We start from the raw sequence: 15526 nt of genomic DNA on the forward strand, positions 1-15526 counted from the left end.
AACTGGATCAGGCCGCATCAATTCAACGACGGGTTACCACCTGCGGTGGCCGAAGAAAAACTCAACCCACTGTCCGGGATGGGTTGACCACTACACGCCGGCCAGACCGCCTAGAATTGCGCCGGCCAGACTGCCGATAGTAATTCCTATAGGTCCAGCGAAAGCTCCGATTAGTGCGCCACTCTGTGCTCCTGCCATAGCTCCGGCAGCTCCGCTGGCTGTGCCGCCAACGGCACCAATAGCACCTCCGATCTTCCGGCCCTGATTACGTGCAACCACTCGAAGAGAACCGCAGGAAGGACAGCAAATACTCATTATCTAAGCTCCTTTATAGTCATTGGCCGTGCGGGTATGTATCGCCCGGCTGCCAATGAGTAATACAGGTCTGAAATTTTTTTAATGCGCATGGCTATCCACACTGAGCCTATCCGGATAGGGGGGGGTGGACGGCGTGCACCTGCCGCAGCTAGACGCTTCCTCCGCTTTCTAAGTTGGTACCTTTCTAAGCAAAAGTTAGTTCCTGGGCGCTGCTGGCGGGCCCTCCAGCAAGGCTGGATCGAGTCGGCGGTGCGAGTCCCGGTTACGCCTGTATGCCCCAATCTAGAGCACCCATGATGGTGTGCTTGCTTTCAGTATTTTTTTACACGAAGCACACGTAAAGACATCTCCCGGGCCGATATCTATAGTCCAGCCCCATCAGCTTTTGCACACGAAGAGGAGAAGCGCCCATGGACCAGAGAAACTCACAGATGAGGATTCTTAGAATTAAGCAGGTTCAAGAACGTGTGGGACTTTCGAGGTCAACGATCTATGACCGAATTAACGAGAGGTCCCCTCGATATGATCCTGAGTTCCCAAAACCAGCGAAGCTAGGCACCTATGCGGTTGGATGGCTAGAAGAAAGTATCAATGAGTGGATAAGTAAGCGGTTGAAGGGGGCTGTCTGACTAAATCGAACTCTCTGCGAGCCTAACTATTTGCTGTGATTTAAGTTTTGTGATTTAGGGTTGTGGTGCTGTTTGTTGTCGAATGGCTTGCCTTAAGGAGATTTTCTTAATGTCGAATATTGGTTTATTTGTTATTAATTAAATTAATTAATTAATTTAAGAGTTGTTTGTTTGGCTGCTATGAGTCGGTTCGTCTTCTTGAGTCCTAGTATATGTGAATTCGTAATTGTAGGCGTAAGCGCAGAGCAATAACGACAGGCACTCAATGCCTGTCGTAAAGCTAACGAAAGAGGCTGTTAATGAATGAGTGATAAAACAAGCAAGGCATGTGAATGGAGCAGGGAGGGTGTAATCGAAGGGCTTCATGATGGTTGCTACGATTACTTTGAAGGTGGTTACGTCTATGTCTGTCCAGAAAGAACTGTCTGTGCTCATCTGGTGAGATTAGAGCGCTTGGTAAAGGAGGTGGTAGCACATGGTCAGGAAGTATTCAAAATAAAAACGAAAGGTTGGAATAAGTATTTAGTTTACGATGCTTTAGGGCGGAATATTCTGAGATTTATATGGCGAGAAGAATGGATGAGATATCATTATCCACTTCATAGGTTCAGTCCTCATGTCGAAGCTTTTTTCAGGTGCTCAATAGCCTTTCGGCAGAAATATTGTGATCCAGGAGTTTCTGGATATCCGAGCGAGGATGTGTGTTGTGTTGCCAAAGCATTGAACAGAATGATAGAGGATCTTAAAAAATTAGTATCTAGTGACAGTTTTAAGAGCGAAATCAGCCAGCATAATCGTTCCTCAAACAAGAATCGCAGAAGCATTGTTAAGTATATAAATGCTCTCTTTGATTCGAAGTCTAGGCTGCTTGTTGTTAGGGTGGATTTAGGGTATGAAGCAAGAACCAAAAGAAATGGTGGGGATGTTAGCTATGCTCAGGCGAAAGAGCACAGAGAGGAATTTTTCAAGGAGCTAAAAAAGTTATTTCCTAAGGGGGATTTGGTTGGTTATTGCTGGAAGTTAGAGTTCGGTATTTCCAAGTCTTATCATTATCATGTGATGGTATTTTTAGATGGCGCAAAAAGAAGAGAGGATGTTTCGTTGGGAAGGTTGATTGGAGAGATTTGGCAGGAAAATGTTACGCTTGGGAAGGGTGTGTATTTTAATTGTAACTCTAAAAAATCAGCTTACAGGTCTTGCGGGATAGGAATGATAAATCATGGTGAGCTTGAGAAGCGAGAAAGTCTATTAAAGGCTGCGACATATTTGACTAAGCAAGATGTCTATATCAAGATTGCTCTTGACGGTGGAGGGCGATGCTTTGGTCGAGGCGAACTACCAAAGGTTGGCTCAGTAAGGAAAGGCAGGCCACGAAAAAGCGCTGCCAAACCTAAGGTAACGATGTGATATCAGTGGTTATTTTAAAATTCCAATTCGCGTGCGGGCCTCGGTGGATAAGGTTTTCTCCAGAGCTGATCTAAGTTCTGTATCTTTCCTCGTCCATCTTCGCAGGGTTTCCGGAAGTGCTGCCTGTTTCAGCGGTATGCTCTGCGCCCTTATGAATTCGTACAATTTTTTATCTATTTCCTCAATGGCTTGGGCGATGCTCATCCAGCCGTTGGCAGGTTTGCATGATTCAAAGAGTCTTGCCGCCTCCTGTTTTGCTGGGTGGTAAATGTGTGAGCGCGCCTTTCCGCCGGTTGACGCTATGAACTTTTGCTGGCCAAGCTCATGGTACAGCGGGTGGTAATATGGGGTGCCAGCCAGCCTTAATAAGTACTCAATGTATGGGATGATATCGTCTGGAACTCTTAGGTCGTTTTCTATGAATCCTTCGACCTGCTTCAGTATGACGTAGGATCCTTTTATTAGCTCTAAGCAGATGTTCCATGGCTGCTGTGTTCGAAATAGTGAATCGATTTCCTGTTGTGTAGCTTCAAAACATTCGTTTTCGATTTTTCGTGCCCCGGGCTCCACAACTATTTTGTCGTAATCCATTTCGGGGAACTTGGAGCTAAACAAGTGTTTGTTCTGTTGCTTTGCATGGATTAGGAACTCAGAGAGTTCAATATTTGAAATTGACATGCTTTAACCTAGTTAATATGTTTCAGGTCTGATATTTTATCGCCAAGCACCTCCCAGGCATGAGCCATTTCTTTTGAATAGTTGTGTCTTTGATATGTCCGCTTGACCTTGTTTTCTTCGGTGTGGTTAAGGCACCGCTCTGCCACTTCTGGTAATACGCCCAGAGCTGTCATCAGGGTTGCACCAGTACGACGAAGGTCATGGGGCGTCCATTTTCCACCTGATAGTAATAGAGCCTGTGCCTTTGCGCTGCGATTGCTCATAATGCCTATATCTGGGCGTCGCTGTCTGTCACCGAGTTGCTTGGTCACTGTTTTGGAGCAGACTGGACCCGTGTTTGTGCTATTGGGGTAACACCATTCGCTATCCCGCTTAGTGATTCAACTATCTCAAACTGCGCGATCGCAAATTTCGAGAGCGTCACGGTATGGGCTTTGCCATTTTTGCTATCTTCAGCAGGTATGAGCCATCTGCCTGCTTTTAGGTCAATGTTGTTCCACCGAGCGTTCATCAGCTCTCCGATGCGACAGCAAGTCGAGAGGGCTATCCAGATAGCGGCCTCAGTTGACGGAAGCAAGCCAGCCTCGGGGGCTAGCCTGGCCAGTGTTCGGATTTCATCTTCATTGAGAACTCGGTCCCGCTCCGTGTCTTTCCCTCCGATCTTGGCTTTGCGGATGCTCGCAGTTGGATCATGGTCAATCATGCCCCGGTCCACAGCGAACCTAAACATCTGACGCATTAGGCTGAAGATCATCTTAGCCATGCGGTTGACGCCGCGGGCGAGCAATGCATCGGTGACTCCAGTGATGTGCCCTTTTTTCACATCTTCCAGAGGCAACTCTCCCAGAAATGGCAGGACGTCCTTTTTGAACATGCGGCGAACCTCATCCCCGCCATCTTTGCGATTGATAAGGTCAACCTTTGCCCAGCGGTCAAACAGATCTTGGACTGTTTTCCTGGCTGCCAGTCGAGCATTTGCCTCTGCAATAGCAGCTTTTTCAGCGGCAGCTCTTGCAAGCTCGGCGTCGCGAGCGGCAATACGCGAGGCTTCCTCTGCCTCGAGATGTTCTTTTATATCCTTGGTGCCCGACTTGTGAATTCCGGCAAGCTCTTTGGCCCGTTGCCCGGCTTCGGCGAGCGTCATGGTGCCCTCGCTACCATCTCGGCTATAGGTACCGAAGGGGAGGGTCACTCGCTCACCGCGACTATTGGTATAGCGAAAGTAAAAGAGGCGTTCACCGCTTGGCGTGATGCGAGCCACTAGGCTGCCGTGACCCCATATAGCTACTTCGCTCAACCATTTGTCGCTTAGCCCGGGTTTGCCAGTCATCTGGCGATCTGTAATCTTGGCCATTAGGTCGAGTTCCCCGTTGCCAATTGGTTGCCAATTGCGATCGTCTGGTTGCCAATTCGTTGCCAAATGAGATCGGCTTGATTCGAATCGCTTTGGGCTAGTTTGGACGAGAAACTCGCTCAAAGCCAGTAAGATCAAGGTGTTAGGGGAGCCGCTTCGGATTAGCTTGGAACTGCTCAGACAGGTTATTACCTGTATGGGGTACAAGGGGTAGAGTATTAAAATCCCTCATCCTCATCTCTTTGCATGACGCGTCCACGATGCCCTGGAAGCTGTCCTACCTTCCGCCACGCCCCCGAAAATACCTCGCCGTCTCCTCATCCGTACAAAACACGTAGCACCCCTTCATCCCCCGGGTCATCAGCGTCCGGTAGGTGTTCTTGATGATCAGGTCGGTCTCCTTGCGCGCCAGTTCCGGGTTTTCCTTCATCAGCTTCTTGTAGCCGCGGATGGATTTGTCGTGGCGGTCGCGTTGTTCGGGGGCGGTGATGATCTTGCCGTCGCGGACGATCAGGTCCGGGCCGATGATGACGCCGATGTAGTCGACCTCCAGGCCCTGGCAGGTATGGATGCAGCCGACCTGTTCGATGGAGTTCTCGGCGATGATCCAGAGGCTGCCGTCATGGTCGAGGTTCCATTGGCGCTGGTAGTCACCGATGACGATGTCCTGTTGCCGGGGATCCTTCTTGCTGCGCCACGGCCAGCAGTAGCCGGCCACGACGCGGGCCTTGTTGTCCTGGTTCCGGGCGGCGATGGCGGCGTGCAGGGCCTCGGGGGTGTCGAAGACCTTGAATTCGTACTGGCTGGCGTCGAGTTGCTGGTTGGCGGTCGGGCGGATGTCGAGCACGTCGTCGAGCCAGGCGAGGTAGCCGTCCGAGCCATTGCAGCGGAACTGCGAGGCGAGGCTGTATTCCTCGACCGTGGCGCCTTTCGCCTTGGCGAACTCGTGGATGGCCTGCTTGCTGCCGATGTCGCTGAGGGTGACGCGTTGGTCTTCGTCGATGAAGAAGATGGCGCACTTGGATGCTTCGATCAGTTCCTTGATCTGGTTTTCGCCGAGGTTGCCGTAGAGCCCGCTCTTCTCGTTCAGGCGGTGGGCCTCGTCGACGATCAGCATGTCGAAGGTGTTGGGCTCGGTCTCGATGAAACCGCCGGAGCCGGTGAACATGTGGGAGAAGCGGCTGCGGGTGATGGAACCCACCAGCCTGGATTCGTAGACCTTGCGTGGCGCGGCGTTCTTGGACACGTACTTGCCGACCAGGCCGAGCCCGGTGAGGTGGACCAGCAGGTTGATCGCCACCACCGTCTTGCCGGTGCCCGGGCCGCCCTCGATGATCAGTACACGGGGATGCGTCTCGGAGGCTGACCTGGCCGCGGCGATGGCGGACTCGTAGATTTCCTTCTGGTCGTCGATCAGTACGAACTCCGGTTGGGCGGCGAGCAGGCCCTTGAGCGAGTCGGCCAGGGCCTTGGACGGGCGGATCCGGCCGTTGGCCAGCTCGTAGAGCACTTCCTTGGCGTCGCCGGTCCTGATGTGCTGCTTGATGAAGCTGCGCAGGCGCGCCAGTTCGTCCTTGCCCTTGAGGAACAGCGGGGCCTTTTCCATGTAGTCGCGGTAGTGCGGGGAGTCGATCACACCGTCGCGCGGGTAGTTGTGCAGGTAGGCGCAGGGGCGGACGGAAATGCTTGCCTCGTAGACCGCCTCGTTGAAGCCCTCCAGCAGGGTAGCGTAGGACCAGGCCTGGTAGGAGGGATGGACGACCTCGCGCAGGCCATTGCCCAGGGCGGTGCGGACGATGGCGTCCTTGCCGGTGGCGCTGGCCTTGCTCCACTGCTTCAGTTCGACCAGCACCGCGTTTTTGCCTCCCGACTCGTCGCGCCCGGTGAGGGTGATGTCGATGCGCTTGGAGGTCTGGGGGATATGCAGCTCGATGGCCAGGCCAGTGTCGTCGGGCACTTCCTCGTCGCGCAGCACCTTGGCCATGTAGCCGAGGGAGCCTTTCCACGAGTTGATTTCCGAGTTGCCGACGCTTTTGCCGGTGACCGCCTTGAAATGCTGGAGGATCACCTCTTCGATATCGTCGTTGTCGCTGTCTTGCAGGAACTGCTTCTTGGTCGCTTCGTAAACGATCACGTCGATCTTCCCTGATATGGCCTTTCTTCAGAACTGGTCGTATTTCTTGCTGCTATTCCGGGCTTTCTCTACCGGGTATTTCCGGTTGTTCTGCTCCAGCTTCTGCCGGGCGGCGGCATCCAGGTCGACGCCGAGGACCGAGGCCAGGCGCACCAGGTACATGAGTACGTCGGCCAGTTCGTCCTGCACCGCCTGGGCGGTGTCGGGATGGCGCGCGGCGTCTTTCGACTGCTCCTCGTCCATCCATTGGAAGATCTCGCTGAGTTCGCCAACCTCGCCGGTCAGGGCCATGACCAGGTTCTTCGGCGAGTGGAACTGGGCCCAGTTGCGCTCGGCGGCGAAACGCTCGAGGGCGGCGGCGAGCTGGCCGACGTCTACCAAGGAGGAGGGGGGCGATGCGTTTGTCACGGCGATATCCAGGAATCTTTTCGGGCTGGCGGCGAGGCGGGGCCTCGGGCGTCTGCGACGCCATTGCCCGCCACCATACTTCCTTCAGACGAAGGGAGAAAGATCGTAGGGATTCTTCATGGGATAGGGATGGCTACAAGCTGTAGGACATGCTCCCGGCGAATCGTCAGCCACCCATAGGTTTTTTGCTGCTTCCTGCGGTCCAGGAGTTCGCTCCCTGCTGAGCTTGCTCTCCCATGCTGGCTTCAGCTCGAGGAGACAGCGGTGTCTGAGCGACGTTTTCCTACGAGGCCTGGCGGACGAGCGCAGGGCGAGATGCGGCAGGAATGGGATGAAGGTTCACAGCGAAACCAGCGCCCCCTGAGCAGATACTCTCTGCCCGAGGGGCGCTTGGCCTCAATCCTCAACTTGCATGACAAGGCGCCGCCTGGTGACCTGAATGCTCACCTTGCAGCCAACCTCAAAGCCCGCAGCCTCCAGCCAATCGCCACTCAACCGCAGGTAGGGAATTTGCCGTGGTTTGCCACGACGTTCCCAGTCGCTATGACGGCTTTCATAAAGCTGATAACCGACTTTTAAATGCCGAGACTTCGAAAGAGAAGCTTTCTTGATGGTCATGAGTTTTTTCCTAGAGATCGTTCAGTTTCGCCTCCTGTTCAGAGAGGCGGCCGGGCGCTTGAACACCGCTCTAGGACGGCCCGCAGTTTTCCCCCGAAGGGTCTTGTATGGCTGCGCGCCACCCGGCCATAAGCGGGCATGACCGAAGACTCGATCCTGCAAAACTTATGGACGCAAAAAAACCGCTTGGCTTTCGGGAGCGGCTAACCGCCTAGAGAAGGTGTGTTCAGCACCTGGCCGGCAGGGTAGCGAGGGGGCATCCAGGGGTCAAGCGATGGACTGCCCGGATCGAATGCCTTACCGCAGCGCCAGCCGGCCCCCCTCACAACCCCCTCTGCCGCGCCACCCCCACCATCTCCCGCTGCTCCTCCTCGCCAATCTCCTTCAACGCCACTTCTCCCACTCCCAGCGCGCGTTCCACGCTGAGCTCGCCGCCCTGGGCGGCGAGCAGGGCCTGGAGGCGTTGGAATTCGCCGCACCAGAGGGTTTCGATGTCGCGGTCGCGCTGGCTGTCGCGGTTGGCGTTGAGGGCGACGGCGCGCAGTTGCAGGCGGCCGTTGTCGGCCTTGCCGCCGACTTCCAGGCCGTAGCCGGGGGTGGCGGGTTTGCGCAGGACGACCCTGCCGGTCTGCGCCCAGGCGGTGGCCATGCCTTCGCGGACTTCGTAGCCGAGGCTGGCGAGGCCCTGGAGCACGGCCTGGCGGCGGGCGAGGGCGGCCTGTTGCTGGAGGTGGGCGGTGAGGATGGCGTTGCATCGCTCGGTGAGTTCGGCGAGTTGCTGCGGATCGCTGTCGGGCTGGCAGGCGGCGGCGCGCTGGAGCAGTTCGGCGTGTTCGGCGGCGCCCAGGGCGGCGACTTCGCTGGCGAGGTCTTGCAGGTGTTCCAGGCGCTGGCGTTGCTGCTGGTGTTCGCGGGCGGCCTGGGCGAGGTCGAGGACCAGGCTGTCGAGCAGCAGGTTGCGGCGCTCCGGGCGCTGTTCGGCTTCGGCGCGTGCCAGTCGCTCGAGGAACGCTTGGGCGCTGGCCTCGCCTTGCAGCAGTTGCAGTTCGGCGATGTGCCGGTCGATGCGCGCCAGGCGCTGTTCGTGCGGGGCGTCCTGTTGCTGGCGGGCGCGCCACTGTTCCAGGGACATGGGCGTTTCGTCGGTCTTCAGGCGTTGGGCGAGTTCGCGCTGGGCTTCGCTGAGGCGTTCTTCGGCGGGGGCGCTGGCGAGGGCGGCGAAGCCTTGGGCGAGCAGGGCTTCCGCGTCGTCGCGGAGGACGCCGTCGGCCAGCGTATGCAGGGTTTGCCGGAGTGCCGCGCTGGCGGCATCGGGCCTGGCGTCGAGGGCCTGGAGCAGGGCGCTGGCGTTTTCCTGGAGGCGGCGGTGTTGCTGGCGCGTTTCCGCGGCCTGGCGGATGGCGCGCTCTTCGCGTTCGGCGAGGTCGCGCTTGAGGAATTCGCTTTCGATCTTCACCTGTAGTTGCACGTCCAGCCAGCGTTCCTGTTCGAGCAGGGCGTGCAGGCTGGCGCGGCGAGCGTGGGCGGCGGCGCGCTCGGCGTCGCTGAGCTGGGCGAGCCGGCTGGCCTGGTTTTCCCAGCGCGCGAGGGCCTTGTCCAGGCGTTGCAGGTCGCGCTCGCAGGTGGCGATGGCTTCTTCCCGGGTGACGATTCGTACGACTTTCGGTCCGCTCATTGGGAGGCCTCCGCTGCTGCCGTGGGATGGGTTTCCGCGCTAGGCGCCAGGGCTTTCTCGATGGCGGCGCGCAGTCGCGTGCGTTCGTTGTCGCCGTCGTGGTACCAGCCCTGGGAGGAAACCCGGTGGAGGTGCGGGATCGCCCGCCGCAGCACCGAGGGTCGCCAGATTTCCCGGGCGCGGGCGCGTTCCAGCAGCGGGTGGCAGGGGGCGTCGCATTCGATGCCGATGGCGTAGAGGCCGGTGGCCGGGTTCTCGATGGCGAAGTCGAGGCCGAAGGCGTCGCCTTCGCTGGCGGGTGCGGCGGACCAGCCCAGCGAGCGGATGTACTCGCCGACGATCTCGCTGAAGCCGTCGTGCCGCTGGTAGTGCTGGCGGCGCTGGTCGCTGCGGTCGGTGTGCAGGCGCTCGAGCAGTTGGCCGGTACCGGCGAACTCGCCGGCGGACAGTGCGCGGGCGTATTCCAGGTAGCCTTGCAGGTAGTCGCGCGGGCTGCTCGGCGAGCGCTGGGTGCCGAGCATGTCGGAGATGTCGCCGATCGGCATCGAGGTGATCATCACCACCTTGCGCCGCGCGCGGGTCACCGCCACGTTGAGGCGGCGCTCGCCGCCGGTCTGCCCGAGCACGCCGAAGTTGCGCCGGAAGCTGCCCTGGCCGTTGCGGCCGAAGGTGGAGGAGAAGACGATCACGTCGCGCTCGTCGCCCTGCACGTTCTCCACGTTCTTCACGAACACGCCCATGTCCTCGCCGTCTTCGCTGCGCTCGCGCTCCTCGCTGTAGGCGGCGCGGAACGTCTCGTCCTGCTCGGCGCGCAGTTCCAGGCGCTCCTCGATGAGGTCGGCCTGCTTGCGGTTGAAGGTGACCACGCCCACCGACGGCCGCGCCGCGTAGGGTTGGCGCCAGAGTTCGGCGAGGTAGTCGACGACTCGCTCGGCCTCGCGCTCGTTGCTCTGGTTCTGGTACAGGCCGTTCACCTGGATCAGTTCCAGCGGCTTGATGCGCAGGATGTTGGCCTGCGGATGGCGTACCGGCACGCTCAGGCGGTTGCCGTAGAACGAGGCGTTGGAGAAGCCGATCAGCTCGCGGTAGGCCGAGCGGTAGTGGATCTGCAGGGTGGTGCTGGGCAGGGCGTTGCGCGCCAGTTGCAGGAGGTCCGGGCAGTCCTTGATCTCGCGGCGGTTCCAGGTGTCCTCGTAGGCTTCGCGCTGCTCCTCGTCGGCGTTCTCGTCGGGCGCTTCGCCGTCGAACAGTTCGGCCTCGTCGCTTTCCACGCGGCTGGAGAAGAACGCGGTCGGCGGCATCTGCTTCTCGTCGCCGCTGACCACCGTGACCCGCCCGCGATAGAGGGTCGGCAGGGCGAACTCCACCGGCATCTGCGAGGCTTCGTCGTAGATCACTATGTCGAACAGCCCGGCCTTGAGCGGCAGCACGCGGCTGGCCAGGTCGGGGTTCATCAGCCAGACCGGGCGCAGGCTCATCAGGCCGAGTTCGGCGCCCAGCTCGATGAACTCGCGCAGGCGCCGCGAGCGCTTGCCGGTCAGGCGGGTGACGTCTTCCCATTGCTTGCGGCTGCCCAGGCGCGCGGCGTCGATGCCCTTGCCGAGCAGTTCGCGGTTCAGCGCGCGCATCTGCACATCGGCTTCGGCGAGGCTGGCGACCCTGGCCCTGGCTTCGTCCTGGCTGAACAGCAGTTCCGGATTGTCTTGTTCCAGGCGCTGCTTCCAGCCCAGCCGCGCTTCGCGGTTGAGCATGCGGCGCACCGTGGCTTCGAGTTCTTCGACGGGAATCGCGTCGAGTCGTTCCTGGCGCTGGCGCAGCAGGGCCAGGAATTCCAGGTCGGTGGCTTCGAGCTGGCCGGCGCGGCCACGGAAGCGCTGGTAGGCGACCAGTTGCGGTAGCGCCTCGCGCAGGCGGCCGAGGGCCGGCAGGTTGCTCTGGTTGCCGGCGATGGCGCGGTGCAGCTGTTCCAGCAGTTCGTCGCCGAGCCAGTCGGCGAGCACCTTCAGTTTGTCCAGGCTGAGCTGGCGTGCGGCCTGGCGGATCAGCGCGGCGTCGAGGTCGCCGAGCAGCGCTTCGAAGCGCTGTTTCTCGCCGGTGAGGATCACTGCGTCGAGCTGTTCGGCGCGCGGCGCTTGGGCCAGGCTGCGAGCCAGGGTCTGGATCTCGCGCAGTTGCTGGCTGGCGCTGCCGGCCAGGCCGGTCAGTTCCGGACCGGCATCGGTGGCGACTGTCGCCAGCCCCAGGCTCTGTTGCAGCGCCGCCAGTTGCCGGCGCAGCGGCCGCCACTGGCGCTCCAGGTCGCAGGCGCCGAGGAGGGCGGCCAGGCGGCTGTCGTCGTCGGCCACGCCGTGCTCGCGCAGGAAGCGCCGCAGGCGGCCGCGCCGCAGCAGGCGCAGCGGGTTGAGCCGGGCCAGCCAGGCGCGTGCCTCGAGTACCTGGCGGGCGTGGGCCTGGAGGCGTTCGAGGTTTTTCTCTTCGAGCATGGCGAGGGCAGGAGACAGCAGCGGCGCGTGCCGTTCGAGGTCGAGCTGGCGCAGTTGCCGTTCGATCTGCTCGGCCTCCGCCAACAGGCCGTCGCCACGGCTCGGCTGTCCTGGCGCGGCGTCGCGGAACAGCGGCAGCCAGTGGGCCAGGCGCTGGCGTTGCTCCTCGCGCAAATTCAGCAGGGTACCGACCTGGCTTGCCAGCCAGGCGCGGTAGGGCGTCGGGTCGTCGACCTCGAAGCTCGCCGGGTGTTCGTCGAGGGCTTTCTGCCGGGCGTTCTCCGCTTCGCCGAAGGCGCGCAGGCTGTCGGCGAAGGCTTGCAGGGTGGCCTGGTCGGTGGCGAAGGCGCGCAGTTGCGCCAGCGGGCTGCCTTCGTAGTGGGCCGGTAGCCAGAGGCGGACCAGCGGCGCGCAGTTTTCCTCCAGGCGCGCCAGGCTGCCGATGTCCAGCGCCGCCAGGCGCTGGCGCAGGGCCGGGAAGTCCAGCGGCGGCGAGCCTTTCTCCAGCTCGATCAGTTCGCCGAGCAGGCGCCGGTAGCTCAGCCCGGTGGCCTCGTCCACGCGGTGCAGGCTCTGGTGGTAGCGGTCCAGTTCGCCTTCCAGCGCCTCGATACGCGCCGCCAGGCGCTCGCGCTGGCGCTCCCAGCCCTGGGCGCCGCCGGCGTCGGCGAACAGCGCTTCGAGTTGCTCGCGGATGTTGCGGATCACCGGTTCGCGGTCGCGGTTGACGTCGTTGAGCATGACGATGCGCTGGCCCAGGCCCTCGGCCACCAGGCGCTTGTGCACCACTTCCAGGGCGGCGTGCTTCTGGCAGACGATCAACAGGCTGCGCTGGCGGCCGATGGCGTCGGCGACCATGTTGACGATGGTCTGGCTCTTGCCGGTACCGGGCGGGCCTTCCACCAGCAGCCCCGGGCTCTGCCGGGCCTGCAACACGGCGGCCTCCTGGGACGGGTCGCTGGCCACGGTGAAGTAGCGCTGCAACTCCGGCGGGCTCTCGCGGGCTTCCGGCTCGCCGTTCTCGCGCAGGCGCAGCGCGGTCTCCAGGCCGGTGCCGGAGGGCGGCAGGCTCTTCAACTGGCGCAGGTCCTCGCCGATCGCCTGGCCCATGAAGGTGACGTGGAACAGCACCGCGGCGCAGGCCAGTTGGTCCTGGTAGGGCGTGACCTCGGTGGAACTCGGCGGCAATCCTTCCAGCACCCTAGCACGCGGCGTGGCGAGCAGGCCGAAGGCATCCATCACATCGGCGGCGCGCAGCGCGGAGCGGCCGAGCAATTCGTCGGCGACCTTGCGCCAGCGCTTGCACGGCTCGGGGCCGAGCAGGCTTTCCAGGGCCGGGTTGAGGCGCACTTCCTCGCGCTCGCCGTCGAAGGCCAGCGCCACCTGGCCGCGGCTGCCGACTTCCAGTTGCAGCTTCAGCGGCCACAGCAGCAGCGGCACGATGCGCGTGCGGGTGGTGCCGCGCGGGTCGCGGTTGAGCAGGAAGGGGAAGCCCAGGTAGAGGCCGTCGATGCCGGTGTCACGCTTGTACAGCGAGCTTTGCCGGGACAGCGCGTTGAGCCGCACTTCCAGTTGCGGGTTGGCGAGGAAGCTGTCCGGGTCGAGGCTCACCGCGCGGGCGTTGCGTTGCAGCAGATGGTCGAGCAGGGCGGCGGCGGGGCGTCGCGCGCTGTGCAGTTCGTTGAGGTCGATGCGTGGGGTGCTCTTGCCGATGCTCATGCGCACCAGCGGCCCGCGCATCACCGCGGCGACCACTTTCTTCTCGAAGAAATCGAGGATCTGCGACACGTACTGCTGCTTCTGCGGTTCCAGCCACTGTTCCGGCGGGATCGCCAGCAGCACCAGGACCCTCGCCAACGGCATGCGCCGCTCCAGGCGGAACTGCTCGGCCCATTCGTCGACCCTGGGCACGCCGCTGCGGGCGAAGCCGCTGATGCGTTCGTCGACGCGGCGGTACAGCTCCTGCCGCGAGTGCTGCAACAGGCCGCGCGCGGTCTCCGCGTCGAACAGGTGCACATCGGCGTCGCGGGCCAGGCCGGCGGCTTCCTCGACGATCGCCTCGGCGGCACGGAACTGGCCGATGTTGGCGCTGAGCAGGACGATCAGGTCTTCCTCGGCGATCACCCGGCGCTCGGCCAGGGCCAGCAGGCCGGGGTGCTCGGTGTCCGGCAGGAGGCGCTGGCGCTCCTGCCACTGCGCGGCGAGGCGCGCCCGCGAGGTCGACAGCAGGTAGATGCGCAACTGTTCTTCGGCGAGTTCGATGTGCTGGTGCAGGGCGCGCTGGCGGACGTTCTCGGCGCGGGTCTTGAGCCGCGACAGCCAGCTTTCGGTGTGCAACTGTTCGAGCAGGTCGGGCACCGAGCCGCTGATCAGCCGGTAGCCCTCCAGCGGATGCTCCAGCAGCCAGCCGGGGGTGACGATCTCGCCGCGCTGGATCAGCGGGATTTCCGGGTTCAGCAGCTTGAGCGCCAGCATCAGCCGGAAGTCGTCCTCCAGCCCCTCGTGCTGGGCCACCTGGCGCAGGCCGGCGAGCAGCCTGGGCGACAGGCCGATGTGCTCGGCCCAGGTGACGATCGCCCCGCGCAGCAGGTGGTCGAGGGCCTCCGCCCAGTGCTCGGCCTGGGCCGCGGCCAGGGCGAAGACCGTCGGCTTGCGGAAGCGCCGTGCGCCGAGGGCGATGCTGGCGCCTTCGGCGTCGTCCTTTTCGCTGTCCGCCGAGGCCGGCGCGTCCACCGCCTCGCCGTTCAGCCAGGCCTGTACCTGCGGCCACTGCCAGCGCTGGTGGCGGTCGCGTGCAAGCAGGCCGCGCAGCAGCAGGTGCAACTGCGGGTCGAGGTCGTCGGGCAGCGCCACGCCGTTGGCCAGCACGTGGATCAGGAAGGCGTTGGCGTTGACTCCTTCGAAGCAGGCGCCGCGGGTCAACTGCTCCAGCAGGATCATGCCCAGGCTCCACCAGTCGGAAGCCGCCGCCACGCCGCCGGCGATCGCCTCGGGGGCCATGTAGCGGCTGGTCTCCAGCGGCGAGACGATATCCAGGTCGAACTCCGACAGGCGCGCCGAGCCGAAGCCGCTGATCACCAGGTCCAGCGGCTCGTGGCTGCGCACCAGCAGGCTGGCCGGGCGCAGGTCGCGGTGGCGCAGGCCGGCTTCGTTGAACACGTGCAGGGCGTGGCCCAGCTCGCGGACCACGTGGCGCACCGCCTCGCGGTCCTCCAGCACGGTGCCGAGCTCGGCGAGGCTGCCGCCGGTGAGTTCCTCGACCACTTCGTAGGCGCGCTCGTCCCAGCGGCCGGTGGCGAGGATTTCCGGTACGTGTTCGCGCGGCAGGCGGCGGATCACGTCGTAGATCGCCGGGTCCGGCTCGGCGCCCGGGCGATACAGGGTGAGCACCGCCTGGCGGGCGCTTTCCGCATGTTCGGCCAGGTAGCGCTCGCGCACGCCGTCGCTGCTGGCGATCTGCCGCAGCAGACGCCAGCCGTCGATCAGGGTTTCCGTGACGGCAGGCTGCGGCGTGGCCTCGGCCTGCATCGGCAGCGGGCCTTCGGCCGGCGCGGCACCGCACTCCAGGCACATCAGGTCGCCGGGTTGCAGCGGGTGGCCGTTGGCGCAGAGCGGGGCGGACGCCGTTGGCGGCTCGCTGGCGGGCGGCGCGATGGCTTCCTGGGTCAGCACCGGCTGTGGTCGCCAGCCGGCGGGATGGATGGCTTCGGCGGAAAGGTCCCAGCCGCAGGGCTGGCCCTGGATCGAGCCTTCGCAGAAGATTTCCGAAAGCGAGCGTTCGCTCTGGCAGTTGGGGCAGAAACGTATCATCGGTATCGATCC

Annotated in this window: 8 protein-coding genes and 1 pseudogene; 2 read left to right on the forward strand and 7 right to left on the reverse strand. The window is 62.0% G+C overall.

Going from position 1 to position 15526, the window contains the following annotated elements:
• Positions 1–749: 749 nt before the first annotated feature.
• The gene (locus tag FHW81_RS26085) at positions 750–947 is read left to right on the forward strand and encodes a helix-turn-helix transcriptional regulator (protein WP_232004642.1); all 198 of its coding nucleotides are present in this window, start codon (positions 750–752) and stop codon (positions 945–947) included.
• Positions 948–1250: 303 nt separating this feature from the next.
• Positions 1251–2354 (forward strand): YagK/YfjJ domain-containing protein, encoded by a 1104-nt coding sequence (locus FHW81_RS26090; protein ID WP_096229625.1) that lies wholly within the window; start codon positions 1251–1253, stop codon positions 2352–2354.
• Positions 2355–2363: 9 nt separating this feature from the next.
• Here the strand turns inward: FHW81_RS26090 and FHW81_RS26095 are convergent, their stop codons facing one another.
• The 7 genes and pseudogenes from FHW81_RS26095 to FHW81_RS26125 form a co-directional block, all read right to left on the reverse strand.
• A complete protein-coding gene (locus FHW81_RS26095) occupies positions 2364–3032 on the reverse strand; it encodes a hypothetical protein (protein ID WP_125075377.1) in 669 nt (222 codons plus the stop codon).
• A gap of 8 nt (positions 3033–3040) precedes the next feature.
• A pseudogene (locus tag FHW81_RS26100) lies at positions 3041–4386 on the reverse strand (tyrosine-type recombinase/integrase).
• A 277-nt stretch (positions 4387–4663) separates the two neighbouring features.
• Complete coding sequence (locus tag FHW81_RS26105) at positions 4664–6520, reverse strand: DUF2075 domain-containing protein (protein WP_023088233.1); 1857 nt, start codon at positions 6518–6520, stop codon at positions 4664–4666.
• Positions 6521–6547: 27 nt separating this feature from the next.
• Positions 6548–6928, reverse strand: coding sequence for a nucleotide pyrophosphohydrolase (locus FHW81_RS26110; protein ID WP_003155927.1), 381 nt, complete (start codon positions 6926–6928; stop codon positions 6548–6550).
• A gap of 396 nt (positions 6929–7324) precedes the next feature.
• Positions 7325–7546 carry a SymE family type I addiction module toxin gene (locus FHW81_RS26115; RefSeq protein WP_023085340.1) on the reverse strand — a complete coding sequence of 74 codons (222 nt, stop codon included), beginning with the start codon at positions 7544–7546 and terminating at the stop codon, positions 7325–7327.
• A 322-nt stretch (positions 7547–7868) separates the two neighbouring features.
• The gene (locus tag FHW81_RS26120; RefSeq protein ID WP_017002305.1) at positions 7869–9221 is read right to left on the reverse strand and encodes a hypothetical protein; all 1353 of its coding nucleotides are present in this window, start codon (positions 9219–9221) and stop codon (positions 7869–7871) included.
• On the reverse strand, positions 9218–15514 hold the full coding sequence (locus FHW81_RS26125) for an AAA domain-containing protein (RefSeq protein ID WP_171893966.1): 6297 nt from the start codon (positions 15512–15514) through the stop codon (positions 9218–9220). The genes FHW81_RS26120 and FHW81_RS26125 overlap by 4 nt, the downstream gene beginning before the upstream one ends.
• Positions 15515–15526: the final 12 nt, after the last annotated feature.

Source organism: Pseudomonas sp. RC10-4-2, assembly GCF_050433085.1.
In the GTDB taxonomy this organism is placed as follows: domain Bacteria; phylum Pseudomonadota; class Gammaproteobacteria; order Pseudomonadales; family Pseudomonadaceae; genus Pseudomonas; species Pseudomonas aeruginosa.